Genomic DNA, 23,208 nt, shown 5'->3' with positions numbered 1-23,208 from the left:
CCAAATTAAAATGAATTAAAAGATTTTCTATATATAAGTCTTTTAAAATAATCCAGTGAGGTTAAAAAGAGGAGGAATAATATGAAAAACTACGTAGATGTAGAAGAAAGACTACCAATGATTAAGACATTACCTTTAAGTTTCCAACATTTATTTGCAATGGTAGGTGCAACTATATTAGTGCCAATGCTGACTAACACAAACCCTTCCTTAGCACTATTTTGTAGTGGGGTTGGAACCCTTATATATATATTGTGCACTAAGGGAAAGCTTCCAGCGTATCTTGGATCATCCTTTGCATTTATAGCACCTATAGTTGCAGCCACCGCTAAGTATGGTAGGCCATCAATGCTATCTGGTATAGTTGCAGCAGGGGTTGTTTATGTTATAGTAGCAGCTATAATTAAATTTACAGGTACGGGGTGGCTTGATAAACTACTACCGCCAATAGTTGTAGGATCTGTAGTTATTGTTATTGGTTTAGGACTTGCAGGTGTAGCTATAGACTGGGCGGGATTAAATCCGAATTTTATGGTTCAATCTATGGAAGGCATCCCTAGAATGTCATGGATAGCAGTATCCTTAGTAACTTTGGGCATAGGTATTTTTGGAACTATGTACTTTAAAGGATTTTTAGGTGTAATACCAATACTTGTAGCCATGGTTGTAGGATACATATTATCCTTAATTTTAGGTGTAATCCCACAAGAATCAATAGAAATTATAAAATCAGCTAAACTTTTTGAAATACCAAGATTCATGGCACCAAAATTTAATTGGAATGCCATACTACTTATGGCTCCAGTGGCTTTTGTTACATTAGCAGAACATATAGGACATGTATATGTAACAAATAATGTTTGTGGAAAAGACTTCACAAAAGATCCAGGACTTCATAGATCTATATTAGGAGATGGAGTTGCCACGATTTTTGCAGGACTAGTTGGTGGACCGCCTAACACTACCTATGGTGAAAATATAGGAGTTATGGCTATAACTAAGGTATATAGTGTTTGGGTTATAGCATGGGCAGCGGTTATAGCTATAGTGTTATCATTCATAGGTCCTGTATCTGCTGTAATAAGCAATATACCTCTACCAGTAATGGGTGGAGTGTCTATATTACTATTTGGTATAATAGCTTCATCAGGATTTAGAATTTTTGTTGAAAACAAAATAGATTTTGGTATGAAAAAGAATCTTATAATATGTTCCGTAATAATAATTTTAGGTATAGGTGGAGCGGTTATAGACTTTAAGGGTGTGAGTTTATCAGGAGGTGCACTAGCTACCTTAGTTGGCATAATACTAAATTTAGTGTTACCTGAAAAGAGTAAATCAGAGTAGAAGGTTTAATATGAAAAGAGCTTGGATAAAAGGAAGTAGTTCCTTTGGTTCAAGCTCTTTTAAATTTACCAACTATTTATCTACGGATAGGAGTTTATTTTAAACTCTTTTAAGTCCAAGATCCTTAGGGTTTATATAAAGTGTTTTATTAGTATAATATATAACCATTCCAGGTTTAGCACCAGAAGGCTTTTTAACATTTTTAACTAAAGTGTAATCCACAGGAACATTAGAGGAATCTTTAGATTTACTATAATAAGCAGCAAGGGTAGCAGCCTCTAACAAGGTTGTATCAGATATATTAGTTCCTTTTATTATTACATGAGAACCAGGAATGTCCTTTGTGTGAAGCCAAGTATCCTGCTTGTTTGCAAATTTAAGCGTTAGATAATCATTTTGAATATTATTTTTTCCAACATAAATATCCAGTCCTTCACTAGAAATAAAATGCATTGGTTTTGAAATTTTCTTTTTGCCTTTTTTTAGAATCTTACGTTTTAAATATCCTGATTCAACAAGTTCAGACCTTATTTCTTCAATCTCTTCATATTGTTCTATATTAACTAAGTTATTTAAAACAGAATTTAAATATTCTATCTCGTCAGCAGCTATTGAAAGTTGAATTTTAGCGGCCGCTTCAGACTTTTTATATTTATTATACTTTTTATAAAAGGATTGTATATTTTCAGAGATCGTTTTATTTTCATCTAATTTTATAGTAATATATTCATCTTCATCACTATAATAATTTTGAAGAGACACTTCAGATTTACCTGGTGTAATGCTATATATATTTGCAGTTAAAAGTTCGCCTTTAATTTTATACTCATCTTTATTTTTACATTCTTCTAAGGTGGATTTTAAAATATCAATTTTTTTATTACACCTATCTAAATTAGTATTAATTAATTTTAATAGCTCTGTGCTTCTACCGTGAACATGCTGACTTCTAGCCTTTTGTTTATAAAAAGATTCAATAAGTTTTGAAGGTGAGGTATAAATATCTTTATTATAACTTTTCATTGTAATTAGGTCTAGACAGTAGAAGTCTTTTAGCATGTTTTCATCTGAATAACTTATAAATTCAAAGTTATTAGAAAGTATATTACTAAAGTAATCCATGCAAATATTAGCATATGAATTTAAATATTGATCTACATCGTCTAAAGAAAGGTAACTTTTGTATATATCCTCAGATAATAATTTGCTTACACCATTAAAACATAAAGAAGCAGTTTTATTAGAAATATCTAAATCATTTTCCTTAATAAAAGTTATTATGTTAGTATTACTGCAATTTAATGGATTTAATTTATCGAAACTAGGTGGGTATTTAAACTTTAAACCAGGATAAATACTTCTATAGCTATTAATATCAGGGGTTATATGTTTTATAGAGTCCATAACTATTCCATCTCTTTTTCTAACTAATGTAATATTACTATGTCTTCCCATAATTTCAATTACTAAAGAGTAGATACTGTCAAAGCCTAAATCATCTGTATTTTCAACATCTATGATTAGAACTCTATCATTGTTTAATTGTGTAATATCTTTTATTCTACCACTAACTATATATTTCCGAAGAATCATACAAAACATTGGAGCACTTGCTGGATTAGCTTTTGATTCTTTTGAAAAATGTATCCTTGGATAATTAGAGTTAGAACTTATAAGTAATTTTTTGTTACCGCTAGAACATCTAACACTTAATATAATCTCATCCTTTTCAGGTTGATTAACCTTATCTATTTTTGCGTTTAATATTTCGCTTTTTAATTCACTAACAATACTGTGTAAAAATATTCCATCTAAAGCCATAAATAAACTTCCTTTCTTAAAAAAACGTCCTGGATTTCATTAATAATACATTGATTATACCAATATTTAATATAGTTGTCTAAATGTAATAAAATTTTTACAATTTATTTATATATATATAGTATTATATATATGCAATAATAATGTAATAGAAAGAATAGTTAAGGAGGAGCAATTTTGAATTTTAAAAAGATGCATGGAAATGGAAATGACTTTATAATAATTGAGGATTTAAATAATGAATATTTAGGAAAAGAAGGTAATATAGCATTAAAACTTTGTAATAGAAACTTTGGAATAGGTGCAGATGGTATTTTAATAGTACGAAATTCTAAAGAAGCTGATATAGAAATGGTAATTATTAATTCAGATGGATCTTATGCTTCTATGTGTGGTAATGGTATAAGATGTTTTGCAAAATATGTTTATGAAGAAAAGATAGTTGAAAAGACTATAATTAATATAAAAACAGGAGATGGAATAAAGAAGGTAAGTCTTACTCTAAAAGGTGACAATATAGAAGAAATCACCGTATATATGGGGAAACCATCTTTAAATCCAAGTAATATCTCAGAAGTTTCAGAAAAACCTATAATAAATAAGCCATTAGAAATAAATAACAAGAGATATATAATAAACTCGCTCCATCTTGGGGTGACACATACTGTCATAATAGATAAACTTAGTAATTATAAAATAGAAGAAGGTAAATTTATAGAAGAAAACAGTTTTTTTAAAATGAAAACAAATGTTAACTTTTGCGAAGTATTAGATAGAAAAAGTATTAAAATTAAGACATGGGAAGTTGGCGCAGGTCCGACTCTTGCTTGTGGAACTGGAAGTTGTGCCTCTGCATATATGTCTTATATGCTAGGATATACAGATAATGAAGTTTCAGTTATAGTGGAAGGTGGAACATTAAAAGTTCGAATAGAAGATGGTGATGATATATATATGATTGGAAATGCAGAAAATGTATTTAAAGGAACTCTTTTGATGGAGTATTAATATGACTGGTGGGAATAATGATGAAGAAAAAGTGTAATGCTTTTATACTTTTACTTTTTACGCTATTTTTGGTTGCATGCAATAAAGGAGCCCCTAGTGAAAAAGATATAATTAAGGATTGCAATTATTCAAATTTTACAAAGGCTACATTAATGGAATCATCAGAAACTAATATAAAGGCATATAGTTTAAAAGATGGAAAAAGAGAGTATATAGATGAGATAGAGGATATAATGGATTTTAAATACTCCGAAAATATTTTAATATATTTAAAGGAGAAAAATAAAAACAAAGAACTTCCAAGTACAAATATTAGTATAATCAAAAAAGATAAAAAAATACAAAGTTTAGATAAATATAATAGCTATATTGATCTTAGAATATCTAAAAATGGAAACAATATAGCTTACAGGGCATTTGAAGAGGATAGTCTTAGCAGTGCAAAAGGTGTTATGGTATATAACATAGCAACTAATAAAGAAAGTGAAGTTTCTAATGATATCTTAATTTCGGGAAATGTTTATGACTGGATAGATGACAGCAACATAGTTTACTATGGAGCAATAAATAATTCAAAAGAATCTGCTATATTTTTAAAAGACACAAATAATAATGAAGAAAAGAAACTTTTACAAATAAATGATGGATTCATCGTGTATTTAGAAAGTTTAGATGAAAATAATATTATAACTATAAAGTATAGTAAAGATAATTATGAATTGGTTCTTATTAATTTAAAGGAAGAAACATATAATCCCTTTGACTTAAAGTTATCAAAAATTTTTTACTCTCTTAAATCTGGAGAAGATATATATGTAATGGGTAAAGATGAAAGTGAAAAAGATTGTATATATAAACTTCAATTGGATAGAACATTTAAAAAGGCAGTATTTAATTTTCCTAAAAATATAAATTCTTCAGGTGGAATGGCTGTAGATGAAAATGGTAATGTATATTTTTTAGGATATGAAGTTAATAAAGAAAAATCAAAGGTTTATATGATAAAAAAAGAGGATAATTCAGTTAATTTGATAATAGACAAAGAAAAAAACTATCATATATATCAAAAAGATAAATAGTAAAAGAGGAATATTTCTTAAAAAGAAATATTCCTCTTTTTGTGTATAAAAAATTAGTGTTTGACAATAATCATAAGTAAATCATGAAATATATATGTTTAACCTATAGAAAGGGGTAATAGGGTATATGCTAAATCCTGAATTAAACTCTAGCCTAGTAAATCTAATACCTAAAAACATAGCTTATGAGAATTTTATGGTTCCACTTAATATAAATGATAAAATTATTGATTTAGCAATAAGTGATGAAAATAATTTATTTGCTATTAATTATGTAAAGTTTTTATATAAAAGAGAAGTTAGAATACATCTGTTTAAAGAAGAGGTGATATTGCAAAAGTTATCCCTTTATTATGGAAATAATGTTAAGGATAATTCTATTGAAGAATTAATAAAAGATAATGTGGAGAAAAGAGAAAAAATATCATGGGAGGAGAAGTCTCCTGCTTCTAGGTTAGTACAGGATATAATAAATGAGGCCATAGATGCTAATGCTAGTGATATTCATATTGAACCTAAAGAAAATGAAATAACTATAAGGTTTAGGAAGGATGGAGTTTTATTTCAATATATAAAACTTCCAAAGGCTGTGTTATCTAGTCTAGTTATAAGAATAAAGCTTTTATCTAATATGAACATTGCTGAAAAGAGGATACCACAGGATGGCAAAATATCATTTGCTAAAAAAGACACAGGATATGATATAAGGGTTTCTTCTATTCCCACTATAAATGGTGAAAAGTTAGTTCTTAGGATTTTATATAAGGATTCAGCCTTTAAGTCATTAGACAATCTAGGATTTAGAAAGGAGCAATTAAAGCTTATACGATCTATGTTAAATTCTCAGTATGGAATGATACTTGTAACAGGACCTACTGGTAGTGGCAAAAGTACTACTTTATATGGCATGATAAATGATTTTAATAAAGAAAATTTAAATATAACTACTATAGAAGACCCTGTAGAATATAGTATAAAAGGTATTAATCAAATAAACGTTGATACTAAAGGAGGAGTACACTTTTCTTCAGGTCTTAGAAGCATTTTGCGCCAAGATCCAGATATTATAATGATTGGTGAAATAAGAGATGAGGAAACAGCTCAAATAGCTTCTAGAGCAGCTATAACAGGACACAAGGTCCTATCAACACTTCATACCAATGATTGTATAGGTGCACTTTACAGACTGTCTGAAATGGGAATAAAGAGATATATAATGATGGATGCAGTATTAGGTGTAGTATCACAAAGCCTTGTAAAAAAGTTATGTTGTCATTGTAAACAAAAGTCTAAAGAAAAAAATTACAAAGGTCTAAATTTAAATATTAAAGAGGATGAATGGTTTTATGAAGCCAAGGGATGTAAGATTTGTAGGAACACAGGTTATTTAGGACGTGTTTTAGTTAGTGAAATACTTTATTTAGATGAAGATAAGAAAATAAATCTACAAAATTGCAAGGATATAAGGGATTTTAGAAGAGAATTAAACATAAAAGAAGAAGATACCCTATTATTTCAGTACAAACAGTTACTATTGCAAGGAGTAATAGATTATAAACAAGTTGTACCCATTATAACTAAGCAAAGGATGATGAAAGATGGATAGGTATTATTATATTGCATATAACTTAAATGGTAGGCGTAAAATGGGTACATTTAAAGGGAGAGAAGATGCATTATGGTTATCATTAAAAACTGAGGGTTATTATATATCAAGGTACCGTAAGGCTATTAATTTAAAGAAAGGCATTAAAAAATCTTCATATAAAGATTTAGAAATTTTATGTCTTAACTTAAAGCTTATGATAGGTTCAGGTGTTAGCCTACTTAGTTCTCTAAATATAATACAAGAAGGCATAGAAAATATGTCAGTAAAAAATAGTATTTTAGAAATATGTAAATCTTTAAAAGATGGTAAAAGTCTAAGTCAAAGTTTTTTAAGTTATCCTAACATATATCCAAGGCTGTTTATACAAATGATAAAAGTCGGTGAAGATAGTGGAAGGTTAGAAGATAGTTTTAAAATACTAGGTGATTATTATAAAAAGCAACAAAAACTAAAAAGTAAATTAATAAATGCACTATCATACCCAGCTGTACTTATGATTACTGTTATTATAATGTTTTTCTTTATAACAATTAAAGTAATTCCAAACTTTATGACTTTATTAGAAAATAATGTACAAGAGCTACCATTGTACACAAAGGCAATCTTAAGGATTAGTAGCTTCATTTCAGCTAAGTGGTATTTAATAGTAATAATACTTATATTAAATGTATTGCTTGTATTATTTAATTATAAGAGGAGCTACATGAGCAATTTTTTGATTGCAAGAATCAAGACCGTTAAAGAGTTTTATAATATTAAATTCATCATGAGTTTAAGGGTACTTATAGAATCAGGAAATACAATTATAAATAGCATAGAAAAATGTACGAATATGTTTGAAGAGAATAATTATAAAAAAGATCTAAATTTAATAGTAGCAGATATAAAAAAAGGAAGAAGCTTATATAAAGCATTTAAAAGATCCGGATTATTTAACTCTATTTCTTTAGTAATTTTAAAGGTAGGAGAAGAAAGTGGGAATCTAGAAGAAAGCTTAAATCACATAGAAGAAATAATGTTAGTTAACTATGAAAAGAAAATAGAAAAAAATCTTAATATTATTCAGCCTGTCTCCTTAATTATTGTAGGTGGGATGATTTTAACCCTTGTAATAACTTTAGTTTTACCCATGATTAATGGATTAACATCAATATCTTGAAGCAGGTGACATATGAAAAGAGCATTTAATAAAGTTTATGTGAAAAAAAAAGGATTCACTTTAATTGAAATATTAATAACGTTAAGTCTTATAGGCATAACTGCATATATAACATTTATTCCTATAAATCTAGTGAAAAACAATATATTTAATGCTGAAGTTAAACATTGCAAGACATCTATATTTTCATTAATATCTTTCTCTAGTGAATATTGTAAAGGTAATCAAAAAAATGGATACATACAATTAGAAAAGAAAGCAAATAAAATAAGTTTTTCAGTTGATAATAAAATTGTTAAAGTTATGATAATACCAAAAGGATATAAATTAACGGGTGGTAACTTGGATAATATATTGCATGTTGGCAAAGATGGCACAGTGCAACCTGGAACTATAAGCCTTAAAGATTCTAAAGGCAATGAACACTCAATTACAATACAGGTAGGTAATTTTTATGCAGAAATTAAATAATAATAGTAAAAGTAAGGGGAGCATTCTTGTTGAAACACTAATTGCATTTTCTATATTAATTTTAATTATTAATACATTCTTTATGTGTAGAAGCTATTATTTTAAAGAAACGATTAATCAGGAAGATTCTATGAAAGAAACATTGTTCTTAGAGGCTTTAAAAAACGAAATATATTATAATCAAAGTTTTGAGGCTTGGGAACTAACCTGTAATAAAGAATATTACATTGAAAATGAATATATTAAAATGGACTTTATAAAACATAAGAATATATTAGAAATAATGAAGGAAGAAAGTCAGATTAAAAAACCATATATTAAGATAAATACCATTAAAACAGAAGATATATTAGAGGTGAATATTAGGTTTATAAAGGAATCTAGTAGTAAAAAAATAAAACTATATAAAGGAAACTACTGACAAATGAATAAAAGAAAGAAAAAGGCATTTTCTATTTTAGAGTTTATTATTTCTTTTGCCATATCTATGACTATTGCCTCATTCCTTTTTATATTAATATTAATGTGTGTTAAGGATAACCAAAAAGAGAATAAATCTTATGTTAATTATGTTTATTTAAAACAAGCTGTAGATATAATAGATAGAGAGATATCTACAGGAAGATTTATGGTAGAGGTCAAGAATAATTCTATAATATTAAAAGAAAACAAAATAAATAATCCAATAGAAAAAGAAATAACTAAAAACAAAGAAAATAGGGTGGTGTCTATTGTTAAAATAAACAATAGTATTCAAACTTCTAATAATATTATTAAAAATGTAGAAGAATTCTATGTAGAACAAAAGGGTGATCTAATCTTCATTAAGATAGTTTTAAAGGAGGGAGAAATTATAGAAAAATGCTTACCTATGATAAAAATATAAAAAAACATAAAAAAGGTAATATCCTTTTAGCAACATTAATTACTATGATTATGGTATTTACAATTAGTAGCTTCACAATAAATATATTAAAAAAACGTGTAGATACTAATAGTTTAATAAATAAAGCTGTATTTAGAGAAAACAATAAAATGAAGGAAGTTCTCTTAACCAAATTGAGTTTTCAACTGCAAAGTTATTTAGACAAATATATAAGTGAAAATCATGAAGAGGAGATAAGTGAAGTAGAACTTTTGAAAAGCTTTAAGACTATTATAACTTATGAAAATTGTAGTATAAAATACGATAATTTAAGAGAGTGTATAAACTTACATATTAAAGATTTTAGCGGATCCTATAGTAACGAAAGTTATAAATGCAAGATAAGTGAAAATAAAGTTAAACTTATAAGATGTGAAGGGGAGGTGCATGATGAATTCAAATAATATTTATATGATTATAGGAAGAGAAATTTATACTTATGATAAAAGAACAAAGTGTTATGAAAAATTTAAGTATGAGGATATAGATTTTATATATTTTAAAAACAAAAAACTAAATATTATTTTAGAGGGAGAGGAAATATATAATTTAAAATTAAATTTACCTAGGATGAATAATATATCATTAAAGAAAAATATAGAAAAGGAAGTAAATCTTTTATTTAAAAAAGATGATATTCTTTTTGATTATGAAGTTATAAAGTCTAGTGATAAAAATTTAATTACGAGCATTAAATGCATAAACACAGATAAATATGAAATTATCGATAGATATTTTGCAGGCTGTAAGTCATTGAGGATTATACCAATTCAAGAAGTTTTAGCTAAATATATAAAAAATAAAGCTAAAGTGAAAGAGGGTATAGTAATAGCTTTAATAAAAGAACATTTATATTTTATAATTTTAAAATACGGTGATATAGTTTTTTGTATCCTTAATAAGGATGCAGATGAAAAAAATATTAATAATCTGTGCGAAGAATCTTTGAATATTATTACTAAGTCTTTAGAACATTTAAGTTTATCTATAGAAAATAATATGTATTTAATAAACTTGAATCTGGATAAGAAACATACTAATGACTTTAATATTAAAAGATTTAATATTAAAGCTGAGGAGTTGTTTTATGTTAATTAGATATAAAAATCAATATAGTTATCTTCCATCTAGCTATGTAAGTGGCAAAGAAAAAGAAAAATCAATGTCTTATAATAATTACATAATTCTTGCTTTAGTTATTATGATATCAGTAGGCATGTTAATAATAGATTATAATAAAAGTATAAGCTCTAAAAAGCAAGTTGACACAGTCAATGAAGATTTTAGCAAAAAGAGTGTAAGTTGCAATTCAAAAGATATACATGATATCTTAGAGACGTTATTTGGGTTTGAAGAAAAAATGTTTTTAGTAGATAGTGTTTTAATTACTAAAGATAATGTAACTTCAAAGATTACTTTTTATGACAATAAAGATATAGATGAATTTATAAATTACTATAATAAAAATAATCATATAAAGGTGAAGAGTATGGAATATATAAAAGATTTAGAAAATAAATATAGTTTTAATATTAATTTATCTTATTAAGGTGATTGTATGACAAATAATACTAAAAAGATTATTATAATAATATTAGTAATTATATCTTTAGGTGAAACTTTTTATATATTAAATAAATATTCACTAGAAAATTCTAATAATACTACGGTAGTAAATGAAGAAGCTATACCCCTATTCAATGAAATATCTGAAAATAAAGATGAAACATATGATGATAAGGGAAAAGTAGGAATTAATAATGAAAATACCATATCTAGCATATTGATTTTTCATGAAGAATTAGGCTTTGAAATTGAAAAAATAGAATATAGCAAAGATAATATAAATATATTTGTAAATTTTACATCGGATATAAATAAATTTTTAAATTACCTATTAGAACTAGAGAAAAGATATGTTAATATTGAAGAGATGAGTATCCTATCTAAAGAGGATAATGTTATAAAAGGGTATTTAATTATTAAAATATCTAAAGATATTTAGGGGAGCATCTAAAATGAGTAAATTAATATTTATAGGTATGCCTGGTGCCGGAAAAACTACTATAGGAGAAGCCGTCAGTAAGGAAAAAGAATGGCGTTTTATAGATACTGATAAGTATATAGGGTCTAGGGAAGGAAGTAGTATTTCTAATATCTTCAAAGAAAAAGGAGAATTATATTTTAGAGATTTAGAAAAAAATATATTAAAAGATTTTGAGGATAAATCTAATATCGTAATATCCACAGGTGGAGGATTACCGATATATAACAATAATATGGAAAAGTTAAATTCATTAGGATTAACAATCTTTTTAGATACACCAATTGATGAATTAGTAGAAAGAATTAAAAAAGATAATAAAAGACCATTGATTTCACAAAACCATATAAAAGTTGAATTAGAGACATTATTGAAATATAGAACTCATATATACAAAAAAGCAACTATAATAATAGATTGTGAAAGTAAAAATAAATATGATATAATAAATGAGGTTATAAATAAAATTAAACTATTTGAGATTAATTTATAATAATATATAAATTAAAGGGTAAAATACTAATGAGAATTATATATTATTTTTAAATAATAGTCAGACTAAAGGTTGATTTTTTTCAAAAATTAGTTTAAAATCTAATAGGTTTAACAGGTGAGATAAATGAAGATATTTGTTATTAATGGACCAAATCTTAATAGATTAGGTAAGAGGGAAGTGAACATTTACGGTGACTTAAGCTTAGGTGAAATAAACAAAAAAATAACTGAGCATTTTAAAGATCAAGCTGAAATTTGTTTTTTTCAAAGCAATAATGAAGGAAAAATTATAAGTGTCATAGGAGAAGCTGACGAAAAATACGATGCTATAGTAATAAACCCAGCAGCATATTCTCATTACAGTATTGCTATATTAGATGCATTAAAGGGAATAAGCATACCGTCAGTAGAAGTCCATCTTAGTAATATTTATAAAAGGGAAGACTTTAGAAAAATAAGTGTTACTGCAAATGCAGCAATAGGTGTAATAAGTGGACTTGGATGGAAGGGTTATATTTTAGCCATAGAATTTTTATTAAACGAGTACAAAGACATACATAAAAACAATATATTTGCCTGAAAAGGTTGTAATATAAATTAATCTAAAAGATTTTTGGAGGGATACTTAATGATATCAGCAGGAGACTTAAGAAAAGGTAATACTTTTGAATTAGATGGACAAGTATTTACAGTAATAGACTTTTTACATGTTAAGCCAGGTAAGGGAGCAGCTTTTGTAAGAACAAAGCTTAGAAATGTAATATCAGGTGGAGTTACTGATACAACTTTTAACCCAACTTTAAAATTACAAGAAGCCGTAATTGAAAGAAAAGAAATGCAATATTTATATTCCGATGGAGAGTTATATTATTTTATGGACCAAGAAACTTTTGAGCAAATTCCATTGAACTTAGAAATTGTAGAAACAGCTATAAAGTTTTTAAAAGAAAATATGTTTGCTATAATAAAATTTTATAAAGACGAAGCATTCTCTGTTGAAGCTCCTAATTTTGTTGAGCTAGCCGTAACCCATACAGAACCATCAGCAAAGGGAAATACTGCAACTAATACATTAAAGCCAGCTACAGTTGAAACTGGTGCTGTAATAAATGTTCCACTTTTTGTAAGCGAAGGGGACGTAATTAGAATAGATACTAGAAATGGTGACTATATGGAAAGAGTTTAAAGCATAGTATTAAACCTTTTATTTTAGAAAGGGATGTGTATCTATGAGCGATATTATAAAAGATATAGAGAGTATTAAAAGTGAACTACAATCATCTAATTTATTAGAGGAAACTTTAGATAAAGCTCTTCAAGTTATTTTGGATTTAGGAGCAAAGGTTACTACAATGGAAAAAGATATGCTAGAGCTAACTGAATATGCCGAGTATATTGAGAGAAGACTAGATTTTATGTCTTCACCATTAGAAGATTATGAAGATGTTATAGGCCCTTTAGATTATGAATATGATGAAGATGATTATGTTGAAAGTTCTTGCCCATTTTGTGGCGAGGTACTATTTATAGAAGAGCAACTATTTAAAAGTGACTCTAAGATAAAATGTCCAAATTGCAATAAGACTATGAAACTAGAAGAAAAGTATTTAGAACCAATAAAAAGTGAGGATTAAAACAAATGTTTTAATCTATTGTTTAACAAATTAAATAGTAAATAAAAAAAACCTAAGATTATTCTTAGGTTTTTTTTATTTTTGTAATAATTATGAGTATATATAAATAAAAATTAAATATACAAGGAGATGCATAACCTTAATAAAAAGATAGAAAGAGGAATGTTATGAATACTAATGAAATTATAAATATTTTACCTAAAGAGATTATATTAAAACTAGAAGAAATTAAAGATTTTAATTGCATTCAGGAAATTAGATTAAGGACAAATAGACCACTTATAATCCAAATAAATCAAGAGGAAATAATAAAACCATATTTAGTTACTAAAAATGATATAAAAACTATACTTCAAAGAATAAGCAATTATTCTTTATACGCTTTTGAAGAAGAGATAAGGCAAGGATATATAACAATAAAGGGTGGTCATAGAGTTGGCATAGCAGGGGATTGTGTTCAAGAAAAAGAAGGAATTAAAACAATAAGAACTATTTCTTCTTTAAATATAAGGATATGTAAAGAAGTGAGGGGATGCGGGCTAAATATACTACCTTATGTAATAGAAAAAGGTAAGATACTTAACACTATAATTATTTCACCACCAAAGTGCGGTAAAACCACTATATTAAGAGATATTACAAGGAGTATATCAGACGGTGATATAAATCAAGGACTCAAAGGTAAAAAGGTAGTTATAATTGATGAGCGAAGTGAAATTGCAGCTTGCTTTGAAGGCGTTCCGCAGTTAAATGTGGGTATTCGAACGGATGTTTATGATAATTGTATGAAAAGTTATGGAATAATAATGGCAATCAGGTCTATGGGGCCTGAAGTAATAATTTCTGATGAAATTGGATCTTTAAAAGATATGGAAAGTATCCTACTTGCCATGAATTCAGGTGTTAATATTATTACTACTATTCATGGAAGTGGTATTGAAGATATGAAAAAAAGATCAGTATTCAAAGACATACTAGAAGAAGAAGTTTTTAGAAGAGCTGTTGTATTAAGTAATAGAAATGGAGTTGGAACCATAGACTATATATATGACTTTAAAGATAAAAAAGTGATTTATGGAGAAAAAAACTATGGTTAAATATTTTGGGTTTCTTATGATAATTATTTCTTGTTCCTTGGCAGGATTTGTGTATGCAGAGTCCCTCAGAAAAAGGGTTTTGGAACTAAAAGAATTAGAAAGAGCATTAAATCATCTTCAAAATGAAATTTTTTATACACATACACCACTTCCAGAAGCTCTTTTAAATATATCTAAAAAAGGAAAATATGGATTTAAAGATTTATTTAAAGATGTAGCAACTGACTTAAAAGAAAACAAAGTTAAAGATGTCTATGAAAGTTTTCAAAATAATTTAGAAAAACATAAGAAATCCTTAAATATTAATGAAGAGGACAGAAATATAATTTTAGACCTAGCTAAAGGGATTGGAGAGTCTGACATTGAGTCCCACATGAGTATATTTTCAATTACATTAAAAAACCTCCAAGATCAAATTGAAATTGCTTTAGAAAAAAGTAAAAAGGATATGAAAGTATATAGGTATCTTGGTATCTCCATAGGTCTAATGACAGTTATTTTCTTAATATAAAGGAGGAGAGGACATGCTAGACATAAGTTTGTTATTTAAAATAGGAAGTGCCGGTATAGTGCTAGTAATATTAGATAAGGTCCTTACAACTAGTGGAAAAGAAGATATAGCTGCTATTGCTAATATAGCAGGGGTAGTGATAATACTTTTGATGGTAATAAATCTTATAAGCAAGTTATTTGATTCTGTAAAAACCATGTTTCAATTTTAGGTGGTTTTATGGAAATAATAAAAATAACCTCTTTCGCCTTTGTAGCATTATTTTTACTTATTATATTTAAGGAGGAAAGGGAAGATATATCAATATTTATTACTTTAATCACTAGTGTTATAATTATTTTCTTTTTGCTAAGTAAAATCAATTTCATATTTCAATTTCTTCAGTCTATAGCGCTAAAGGCCAACATAGATGCAGTTTATCTAAGTACAGTTATGAAAATACTAGGAATAGCCTATGTAGCATCATTTTGTTCTGAAATATGCAAGGATGCAGGGGCTAATAGCATAGCTTCAAAGGTAGAACTTTCAGGTAAAATTCTTATTTTATTTTTAGCCATACCAATTTTGATGGCGGTTCTAGACGCCATACTAAAGATTATGTAGGTGGATATATGAAAAAATTAATAATAATGGTTTTATTTATAATAATGATAAGTTTCACCACAACCAAAGCAGAAACTCAAATTAAGAAGGTGGATATTAATGGAGGGGGAGGGATAGAAAATGTAGAAGAAAAGAATATTGATACTATGGATGAAAAAGACTTAGAAAATTTATATGAATATATGAGAAATATTAAATTAGATCATGAAGTTTCTAATGATTTAGATATTAAAAGTTATATATCAAATTATATTAAAACAGGAAAAGGAAACCTTAATTATAGGGAAGTGTTAAAAGGACTTCTTAGTTATACATTTAAAGAGGTAATTAGCTCATCAAAGTTTTTAGTTATGGTGATAGTCATTGCATTAATAACTGCATTATTAAAAAATATTCAAGATGCTTTTACTAATGATAACATAACAAACATTGCCTACTTTGCATGCTACTCAATATTAATAATGATATTATCAAAAAGCTTCTTAATATCTATAAATTTAGCTAAGGGTACTATAAAGGAATTAACAGATTTTATGGCGGCGCTTATACCTGTTTTAATGCTACTACTAACAAGTGTTGGAGGGGTAGCGCAGGTTGCAACTATGGATCCTATAACATTAATTGCTATAAATGTTATACCAAGGTTTTATGTAGATTTTATAATTCCATTTATACTTATGGGGTTTGTACTACAATTTATAAATAGTTTATCTGAAGATTATAAGATAACTAAATTAGCTAAGCTTTCAAATCAAATTGTATTATGGGTGCAAGGCATAATTATGACAATATTTATAGGTATAATTACTATAAGAGGAGCCACATCAAGTACATTAGATGCTGTAACTGCAAAAACAGCTAAATTTGCAGTTGATAATTTTGTACCTATAGTTGGGAAAGCTTTATCTGATGCAGTAGCAACGGTTGCTGGATATTCCTTATTATTAAAAAATGCTGTAAGTGTTTTGGGACTTGTAATTATAGTATTTATTATAATTACTCCTATACTTAAGTTGTTTATAATGGCTATGTTATATAAGATAACAGCTGCATTTATAGAACCTATAAGCGATAAAAGAATAATTGAGTGCGTTAGCTCTATAGGTGATTCTATAATACTTATAATGTCTTGTGTTATTTGTATTTCAGTAATGTTTTTTATAATGATAGCTATAATAGCCTCAAGCGGTAAAGCTATTATAGGAGTTTAGGGGTGATTATATGGACATGCTAAAAACTTGGATTATAAACATATGTAGTACAGTTTTATTTATAACAGCTGTAGAACTTATCTTACCAAATAACACTATAAAGAAATATGCAAAGTTTGTTTTAGGATTAATATTAATGACTGTGGTTATAAATCCCATATTTAAAATTGCAGATAAAAATAAAGAAAATTTAACATGGAACATAGAAAAAAGCGAAAAGTATTTAGTAGATTTTGAAAAAAATAAAAAAGAATATAAGAGTAAAAATATGGACTCTACCATGGAAAATTTCAAAAAGAATTTACAAGATAAAATAATTGAAAACTTATTAACAAAATATCCCGAAGATAAATTTGAGGTTGGAGTACTTTTAGAAAGTAATGAAGAAAAGTTTTCTATTAAGGGGTTAGAAGTAAAGGCCTACGATAAAAATATAAACAAGGTTAAAAAGGTAGAATTAAATGGTGTAAAAGACGATAATGCCAAATCCTCTTTAGATACAGCTAAAGATAAGGAAATTAAAACTTATTTAAGCTCCATTCTAAACATAGAGGAAAAAAACATTAAAATAATAAGATAAATAAAGAATGGTCTTATATAAAACCGAAAAGTGTACAGAAATTTTTAAGACGGAGGGGATAAAATGTGGACCTAAAAAAGATAGTGGAAAGACTCAGCAAAAAGGGAACGAAGAATACTATGTTTAACATTTTAATAATATTGCTTATAGGTTTATTTATAGTAATAATATCCGATTTATTTAAAAGCACATCAGCTAAAACTAGTATAAAACAAAAGGAAGATAAAAATATAAATATGAGTGAAAATATTTCATCTTATGAAGATGAACAAAAAAACCAACTGAAATATATATTAAGCAAAATCGAGGGCGTTGGTGGGGTTGATGTGATGATGTATTTTGAAAGTGGAGAAGAACATGTTCCAGCTTTAGATAAAAATAATTCTACAAGCAACACAAAAGAAAAGGATACCGTTGGAGGCAGCAGAGATATAGTACAAAATAATGATGGTACAAAAGTCGTTATGAGCAACAAAGGTAATGACAATGAGCCTCTTATAATTAAAACATATAAGCCAAAGGTTAGCGGAATAATAATAGTTGCAGAAGGTGCAGAGGAAAAAAGGATACAATATGACATAACTAAAGCAGTATCCAACTTTTATAACATTCCTGAAAACAAAGTAAATGTATATTCAATGAAAAAATAGCATATAATTCAATAGAAAAAGGATAGGGGGAATATAAATGAATAAAAAACAAGCAGGTATAATATTAGCTCTATTGGCATTAATAGTTTGTGCAGGAGTAATGGCTACTAAGGTTAATGGAAATATTGATGAATTAGCCATTGGTAACTTAGACACAGGTAAAAACACACTAAGTCTAGGTAAAGAAAAGAAAGAAAAAGAAGTAGCAGAGTCAGATTATTTTTATGAATCAAGAACCATTAGAGATCAACGAACTTCAGAAACAGTACAAACATTAAAGACGCTTATGTCTGAAAAAGATATATCTAAAGAGGAAAAAGATAGTATTTCTAAGAAACATACAGACCTTGCATTAAATCAAGATAATGAAAATAGAATAGAAATTGCACTTAAGGGTAAAGGATTTGAAGATGTGCTATGTTTAATAGAAGGTGACAAGGCAAGAATAATAGTTAAGACTAAAGAAGAATTAACAGAAAAACAAAGAAAACAAATACAAGAAGTAGTTATGAGTGTATCTAAAATAAAGAATGTAGAGATAGATACTAAACAATAATAATTGTAAAACATATTATTGTTTGATATAATGTACCTAAGATTAATAGATTGCTATGCAAAAGTAGGAGGTTAATTTATATGGACGATATAAAAAGAGACGATGTGAACCTTGGTATAGTAAAAATATCAGATGAAGTGGTTAGTGTAATCGCAGGTATTGCAGCTACAGAAATAAAAGGAACTACTGATATGAGTCATACAGTAACAGGTGGTATCACTGAACTTTTTACAGGAAAGAAAAACAATTCAAAAGGTGTAAAAGTCAACGTAGAAGAAGATAGTGCTTCTATTGATATAATTTTGAATGTAGATTATGGTGTTAAAATACAAGATGTAGCAAGTGAAGTACAACAAAACGTAAAAAAAGCTGTTGAAACTATGACAGGTCTTACTGTATCATCAGTTAACGTATATATTCAAAACATAATATTACCAAAAGAAGTATCTACTGTAGACGTTACAGAGTAGAAATAAAACACCTTATTTAATAAATAAGGTGTTTTATTTATTTATAATTAATAATTTAAGATGTTATTTTCTTACTTAAAGAAGTATGATAAAGCATAAATAGGAATAAAAAGGCTCTTGAAAATTCAGGAGTTTTTTTTATAATTTATATGTAATTGTATAGATATCAATTTTGATATATAATATTTAATGATTAATAATAATTAATACTTAACTTTGGATAAATTCTATTATTAAATTTAGGAGGATATAATGAACAGAAAGAGATCAAGAGAAACAGCATTAGAGCTTACATTTCAAATGATGATAAATAAAGAAAGCTCAGAGGAGACCATTGAAAACTTTATTGAAAATACTGATTATGATATAAATGAATTAGACCTTGATTATATAAAATTAATATTAAAAGGTATAGATTCAAATAAAGAAAAATTAGATACGGAAATCGAGAAGTACATGGTAAACTGGAAACTTCAAAGAATATCAAAAATAGATCATGCAATCTTAAGAATAGGGTGCTATGAAATACTTTTATTAAAAGATGTACCTTATAAAGTTGCAATTAATGAAGCCTTAGAACTTACTAGAAAATATTCCGATGAAAAGTCAATATCATTTATAAATGGTATACTTGATAATATAAACAAAAACAAATAAATTAGTAAGGGGAGAGAAGATTATGGGAAATATCATCAATGGGAAAGAAATTGCTAAGTTTTTAAAAAATGACATAAGAAAATTTGCAGAAGATAAGAAAAACCAAGGAAATAGAGTTCCATGTCTTGCTACAATAACAGTGGGTCAAGATGGGGGATCTATTTACTATGTAAATAGTCAAATTAAATTATGTGAAGATTTAGGGCTTGAACCAAAACATTTTTCATTAGATGAAAGCATAACCGAAGAAGAATTAATAAATCTTATTGAAAAGTTAAATAATGATAAATCAGTAGATGGAATAATGCTTCAACTACCTTTGCCAAAACATATAAACGAAAAGGAAGTTTCTTCTAAAATAAATTACAAAAAAGATATTGATGGGTTAACTGATATTAACTTAGGTAGATTTTATAAAGGTGAGAAGGCATTTGTACCATGTACTGCTAATAGTGCCTTAGAACTTATAAAGAATACTGGTATAAAGATACAAGGTAAAAGAGTAGTGGTTTTAGGTAGAAGTAATATAGTAGGTAAACCTTCAGCACAATTATTATTAAATGAAAATGCTACAGTTACTATTTGTCACTCAAAAACAGAAAACTTAAAGGCGGTATGTAAAGAAGCGGATATCTTAGTTGTAGCTATAGGAAGACCACAGTCTGTAGGAAAAGACTATATAAAAGAAGGTGCTGTAGTTATAGATGTTGGAACATCATCTGTAAATGGTAAGATTACAGGGGATGTTATATTTGATGAAGTTTTAGAAATAGCATCTTTTGTAAGTCCAGTACCAGGTGGCGTTGGTTCTATGACTACTACCTTATTAATGAAAAATTTATGTGAGGCGTTTAAGGAAAATGTATATTAAAACACTAACTGTAACTTTAGTAAATAGTTACGTTAAAAAGATGCTAGATAACGATATTATATTAAATAACTTAAAAATAAAAGGTGAAGTGTCTAATTTTAAAAAACATTCTAGTGGACATTTATATTTTTCATTAAAAGATGATTCATCAAAGATTAATTGCGTGATGTTTAAAGATTATGCAAGTTTATTAGATATAAATATGGAAGATGGTTTAATGGTTGAAATAAAGGGCAAAATAAAGGTATACCAAAAAGAAGGAAGCTACCAACTTTATTGTGAAGAAATAAAAAAACAAGGAGTAGGTGAATTATATCTTGCCTTCTTAAAACTTAAGGAAACCTTAGAAAAAGAAGGGCTTTTTAAATTAGAACATAAAAAGTCTCTTCCCCTTTACCCTAAAAAGATAGGTGTAATAACATCACCTACAGGCGCAGCTATAAAGGATGTTATAAACGTAGCTAAAAGGAGAAATCCTTATATAGATATTATAATTTACCCAGCATTAGTTCAAGGTATTGGATCTAGTAGTAACGTAATTGAGGGAATCGAATATTTAGAAAAAAATAAGAAGGTAGAAGTTATTATAATTGCTAGGGGTGGAGGAAGTATAGAAGAGTTATGGTCATTTAACGATGAGGCCTTAGCTAGAAGAATCTATGAGTCTAAAACACCAATAGTTACAGGGGTTGGACATGAAACGGATTATACTATAGTAGATTTTGTAAGTGATTTAAGAGCTCCAACACCGTCAGCAGCAGCGGAAATTGTATTTAAAAGCTATTCTGAAATAAAAAAAGAGATAGATTATAATTATAATAGGTTGCAAAAGAGTATGGATGATAACTTACTAAGGAAAAAGAACGAAGTAAACTTATTAAAAAACACTATAGAATTTAATAGCCCAATGACCTATATATTAAATGAGCATAAAAAAATCGAAATCATTAATGATAGACTTAATATTAGTATGAAGAAAAAGGTTAGTGAAGAAAAAAACAAATTAGGTTATATGTTGGAGTTATTAAATTCTAGAAACCCCTTAAATATATTAAATAAAGGATATACTTTAGTTAAAGATGAAAGCGGTAAGATAGTAAAAGATAGTAAAAAATTAAGTGGAGAGCAGCAAATCGAGATTAAGTTTAGAGATGGAAGCTTAAAGGCTAAAATAGAATCTAAGTAATGCTAGAACTATATAAAAGATTATTAAGTTAATATGTAAGGGGGCTATTTTATGGCTAAAAAAGATGATACTTATGAAAATTTAATTAGTAAATTGGAGATTATAGTAGAGGAAATGGAAAGTGAAGAATTAACTTTAGAAAAGTCTATGAAAAATTATGAAGAGGGTGTCAAGATCTGTAACAAGCTATATTCTTTAATCAATGAAATAGAAGGAAAGATAACTATACTAAAAAAAGATGGATTAGAGGAGTTTGAACAGTAAAATGATAAGTTATAATTATATAAAAAAAGAAATTGAATCATGGATGGAAGTATATTTTAAAGATAAACATGGGTATAACAATAAAATATATGAATCTATGTATTATAGTATTAAAAATGGTGGGAAAAGAATTAGACCTATTCTTAATATATTAATTTATAAATTATATAAAGAGAATTATAATGAAATAATACCTTTATCATCATCAATAGAGATGATACACACATATTCTTTAATACATGATGATTTACCTTGTATGGACAATGATGATTTAAGAAGAGGAGAACCTACAAACCATAAAGTATTTGGAGATGCTATAGCGGTTCTTGCAGGAGATGCCTTACTTAATGAGGCAATGAGCATATTATTTTCTTTATCCTTAACTAAGGGACCTGAAATTTTAGAAGCTAGCTACTATATTTCAAAAAGTTCAGGAGCTGAAGGTATGATTGCAGGGCAGGTTGTAGATATTTTAAGTGAAGGGAAAAATATAAGTAACGAAGAACTAAAATATATGCATGATAAAAAAACCGGAGCTTTAATTAAAGCCTCAGTCATGTCAGCTGCTATAGCAGCAAAAGCACCTAAGGAGCATTTAATTATATTAGAAGAGTATGCACAAAACTTAGGTTTGGCATTCCAAATAAAAGACGACATTTTAGATGTAATTGGTGATGAAAAACTATTAGGTAAATCATTAAATAAAGATATAAAAAATAAAAAGTCTACATTTATAACCAATTATGGCCTTGAAAAGTGTGAAAGTTTATGTGATGATATAACCCATAAATGTATTAAAAGTCTAAAAGACTTAGATTTAGATACTAAAGATCTTGAAGAGCTTACTATGGAGCTTTTAAACAGAAAATCTTAGTATGGGTTTATGTTTGAAGGATTATGTGTACATAAAAATAATTATTTAAAAGTGATAATAGAATCTTCAAACATATATAAAACAAA

General features: G+C 27.3%; 31 protein-coding genes. 30 read left to right on the top strand and 1 reads right to left on the bottom strand.

What is annotated here, in order from left to right; genetic code table 11:
• Nucleotides 1-81: 81 nt before the first annotated feature.
• Nucleotides 82-1,347, top strand: a complete 1,266-nt coding sequence (gene uraA / locus BV55_RS0112835) for a uracil permease (RefSeq protein WP_029453211.1) — start codon at nt 82-84, stop codon at nt 1,345-1,347.
• A 99-nt stretch (nt 1,348-1,446) separates the two neighbouring features.
• On the opposite strand, the gene BV55_RS0112825 is transcribed toward uraA, so the two are convergent.
• Nucleotides 1,447-3,168 (bottom strand): Rqc2 family fibronectin-binding protein, encoded by a 1,722-nt coding sequence (locus BV55_RS0112825; RefSeq protein ID WP_029453210.1) that lies wholly within the window; start codon nt 3,166-3,168, stop codon nt 1,447-1,449.
• Nucleotides 3,169-3,345: 177 nt separating this feature from the next.
• On the opposite strand from BV55_RS0112825, the gene dapF reads away from it, so the two are divergent.
• From dapF to BV55_RS0112680, 29 genes are all read left to right on the top strand, one after another.
• Nucleotides 3,346-4,176: a diaminopimelate epimerase gene (gene dapF, locus BV55_RS0112820; RefSeq protein WP_029453209.1), complete on the top strand. Its 831-nt coding sequence runs from the start codon at nt 3,346-3,348 to the stop codon at nt 4,174-4,176.
• A gap of 17 nt (nt 4,177-4,193) precedes the next feature.
• Nucleotides 4,194-5,255, top strand: a complete 1,062-nt coding sequence (locus BV55_RS0112815; RefSeq protein ID WP_157469668.1) for a hypothetical protein — start codon at nt 4,194-4,196, stop codon at nt 5,253-5,255.
• Between the two features lie 127 nt (nt 5,256-5,382).
• Nucleotides 5,383-6,861, top strand: coding sequence for a GspE/PulE family protein (locus BV55_RS0112810; RefSeq protein WP_051652506.1), 1,479 nt, complete (start codon nt 5,383-5,385; stop codon nt 6,859-6,861).
• Nucleotides 6,854-8,023, top strand: coding sequence for a type II secretion system F family protein (locus tag BV55_RS0112805; RefSeq protein WP_029453206.1), 1,170 nt, complete (start codon nt 6,854-6,856; stop codon nt 8,021-8,023). The genes BV55_RS0112810 and BV55_RS0112805 overlap by 8 nt, the downstream gene beginning before the upstream one ends.
• A gap of 12 nt (nt 8,024-8,035) precedes the next feature.
• Nucleotides 8,036-8,494 carry a type II secretion system protein gene (locus BV55_RS0112800; RefSeq protein WP_029453205.1) on the top strand — a complete coding sequence of 153 codons (459 nt, stop codon included), beginning with the start codon at nt 8,036-8,038 and terminating at the stop codon, nt 8,492-8,494.
• Nucleotides 8,478-8,915 carry a hypothetical protein gene (locus BV55_RS0112795; RefSeq protein WP_029453204.1) on the top strand — a complete coding sequence of 146 codons (438 nt, stop codon included), beginning with the start codon at nt 8,478-8,480 and terminating at the stop codon, nt 8,913-8,915. Before BV55_RS0112800 ends, BV55_RS0112795 begins: the two co-directional genes overlap by 17 nt.
• A gap of 3 nt (nt 8,916-8,918) precedes the next feature.
• Nucleotides 8,919-9,380, top strand: a complete 462-nt coding sequence (locus BV55_RS0112790) for a hypothetical protein (protein WP_029453203.1) — start codon at nt 8,919-8,921, stop codon at nt 9,378-9,380.
• Nucleotides 9,356-9,823 carry a hypothetical protein gene (locus BV55_RS0112785; RefSeq protein ID WP_029453202.1) on the top strand — a complete coding sequence of 156 codons (468 nt, stop codon included), beginning with the start codon at nt 9,356-9,358 and terminating at the stop codon, nt 9,821-9,823. Before BV55_RS0112790 ends, BV55_RS0112785 begins: the two co-directional genes overlap by 25 nt.
• Nucleotides 9,810-10,517 (top strand): hypothetical protein, encoded by a 708-nt coding sequence (locus BV55_RS0112780; RefSeq protein WP_029453201.1) that lies wholly within the window; start codon nt 9,810-9,812, stop codon nt 10,515-10,517. The genes BV55_RS0112785 and BV55_RS0112780 overlap by 14 nt, the downstream gene beginning before the upstream one ends.
• Complete coding sequence (locus BV55_RS0112775) at nt 10,507-10,968, top strand: hypothetical protein (RefSeq protein WP_029453200.1); 462 nt, start codon at nt 10,507-10,509, stop codon at nt 10,966-10,968. Before BV55_RS0112780 ends, BV55_RS0112775 begins: the two co-directional genes overlap by 11 nt.
• A gap of 9 nt (nt 10,969-10,977) precedes the next feature.
• Nucleotides 10,978-11,424 carry a hypothetical protein gene (locus BV55_RS0112770; RefSeq protein WP_029453199.1) on the top strand — a complete coding sequence of 149 codons (447 nt, stop codon included), beginning with the start codon at nt 10,978-10,980 and terminating at the stop codon, nt 11,422-11,424.
• Nucleotides 11,425-11,437: 13 nt separating this feature from the next.
• Nucleotides 11,438-11,956: a shikimate kinase gene (locus tag BV55_RS0112765; protein WP_029453198.1), complete on the top strand. Its 519-nt coding sequence runs from the start codon at nt 11,438-11,440 to the stop codon at nt 11,954-11,956.
• Between the two features lie 126 nt (nt 11,957-12,082).
• Nucleotides 12,083-12,538 carry a type II 3-dehydroquinate dehydratase gene (aroQ, locus tag BV55_RS0112760; RefSeq protein WP_029453197.1) on the top strand — a complete coding sequence of 152 codons (456 nt, stop codon included), beginning with the start codon at nt 12,083-12,085 and terminating at the stop codon, nt 12,536-12,538.
• A gap of 48 nt (nt 12,539-12,586) precedes the next feature.
• Nucleotides 12,587-13,144 carry an elongation factor P gene (gene efp / locus BV55_RS0112755; RefSeq protein ID WP_029453196.1) on the top strand — a complete coding sequence of 186 codons (558 nt, stop codon included), beginning with the start codon at nt 12,587-12,589 and terminating at the stop codon, nt 13,142-13,144.
• A gap of 43 nt (nt 13,145-13,187) precedes the next feature.
• Nucleotides 13,188-13,592, top strand: coding sequence for a hypothetical protein (locus BV55_RS15175; RefSeq protein WP_029453195.1), 405 nt, complete (start codon nt 13,188-13,190; stop codon nt 13,590-13,592).
• Between the two features lie 167 nt (nt 13,593-13,759).
• A complete protein-coding gene (spoIIIAA, locus tag BV55_RS0112745; protein WP_029453194.1) occupies nt 13,760-14,689 on the top strand; it encodes a stage III sporulation protein AA in 930 nt (309 codons plus the stop codon).
• Entirely contained in the window at nt 14,682-15,200 is a 519-nt protein-coding gene (gene spoIIIAB / locus BV55_RS0112740; RefSeq protein ID WP_029453193.1) for a stage III sporulation protein SpoIIIAB, read from the top strand. Before spoIIIAA ends, spoIIIAB begins: the two co-directional genes overlap by 8 nt.
• Nucleotides 15,201-15,213: 13 nt before the next feature.
• Nucleotides 15,214-15,411, top strand: coding sequence for a stage III sporulation protein AC (gene spoIIIAC, locus BV55_RS0112735; protein WP_029453192.1), 198 nt, complete (start codon nt 15,214-15,216; stop codon nt 15,409-15,411).
• 8 nt (nt 15,412-15,419) lie between these two features.
• The gene (spoIIIAD, locus tag BV55_RS0112730) at nt 15,420-15,803 is read left to right on the top strand and encodes a stage III sporulation protein AD (RefSeq protein WP_029453191.1); all 384 of its coding nucleotides are present in this window, start codon (nt 15,420-15,422) and stop codon (nt 15,801-15,803) included.
• An 8-nt stretch (nt 15,804-15,811) separates the two neighbouring features.
• On the top strand, nt 15,812-17,014 hold the full coding sequence (gene spoIIIAE, locus BV55_RS0112725; protein ID WP_029453190.1) for a stage III sporulation protein AE: 1,203 nt from the start codon (nt 15,812-15,814) through the stop codon (nt 17,012-17,014).
• 10 nt (nt 17,015-17,024) lie between these two features.
• A complete protein-coding gene (gene spoIIIAF / locus BV55_RS0112720) occupies nt 17,025-17,594 on the top strand; it encodes a stage III sporulation protein AF (protein ID WP_029453189.1) in 570 nt (189 codons plus the stop codon).
• A 65-nt stretch (nt 17,595-17,659) separates the two neighbouring features.
• On the top strand, nt 17,660-18,244 hold the full coding sequence (spoIIIAG, locus tag BV55_RS0112715) for a stage III sporulation protein AG (protein ID WP_029453188.1): 585 nt from the start codon (nt 17,660-17,662) through the stop codon (nt 18,242-18,244).
• Nucleotides 18,245-18,281: 37 nt separating this feature from the next.
• A complete protein-coding gene (locus BV55_RS0112710; protein ID WP_029453187.1) occupies nt 18,282-18,800 on the top strand; it encodes a SpoIIIAH-like family protein in 519 nt (172 codons plus the stop codon).
• Nucleotides 18,801-18,880: 80 nt separating this feature from the next.
• Nucleotides 18,881-19,270 (top strand): Asp23/Gls24 family envelope stress response protein, encoded by a 390-nt coding sequence (locus tag BV55_RS0112705; RefSeq protein WP_029453186.1) that lies wholly within the window; start codon nt 18,881-18,883, stop codon nt 19,268-19,270.
• A 252-nt stretch (nt 19,271-19,522) separates the two neighbouring features.
• On the top strand, nt 19,523-19,927 hold the full coding sequence (nusB, locus tag BV55_RS0112700) for a transcription antitermination factor NusB (RefSeq protein ID WP_029453185.1): 405 nt from the start codon (nt 19,523-19,525) through the stop codon (nt 19,925-19,927).
• A gap of 22 nt (nt 19,928-19,949) precedes the next feature.
• A complete protein-coding gene (locus tag BV55_RS0112695) occupies nt 19,950-20,798 on the top strand; it encodes a bifunctional 5,10-methylenetetrahydrofolate dehydrogenase/5,10-methenyltetrahydrofolate cyclohydrolase (RefSeq protein ID WP_029453184.1) in 849 nt (282 codons plus the stop codon).
• Nucleotides 20,788-21,984 (top strand): exodeoxyribonuclease VII large subunit, encoded by a 1,197-nt coding sequence (xseA, locus tag BV55_RS0112690; protein ID WP_029453183.1) that lies wholly within the window; start codon nt 20,788-20,790, stop codon nt 21,982-21,984. The genes BV55_RS0112695 and xseA overlap by 11 nt, the downstream gene beginning before the upstream one ends.
• Nucleotides 21,985-22,035: 51 nt before the next feature.
• Nucleotides 22,036-22,248, top strand: a complete 213-nt coding sequence (locus tag BV55_RS0112685; protein WP_029453182.1) for an exodeoxyribonuclease VII small subunit — start codon at nt 22,036-22,038, stop codon at nt 22,246-22,248.
• 4 nt (nt 22,249-22,252) lie between these two features.
• Nucleotides 22,253-23,122 (top strand): polyprenyl synthetase family protein, encoded by an 870-nt coding sequence (locus BV55_RS0112680; RefSeq protein ID WP_198023236.1) that lies wholly within the window; start codon nt 22,253-22,255, stop codon nt 23,120-23,122.
• The last annotated feature ends 86 nt before the right edge of the window (nt 23,123-23,208 follow it).

Origin of the sequence: Clostridium algidicarnis, assembly GCF_000703125.1 — a bacterium.
Lineage (GTDB): Bacteria > Bacillota > Clostridia > Clostridiales > Clostridiaceae > Clostridium_L > Clostridium_L algidicarnis.
Note: the sequence above shows the minus strand (reverse complement) of the source record. Positions and strands in the feature narration are given on the sequence as shown.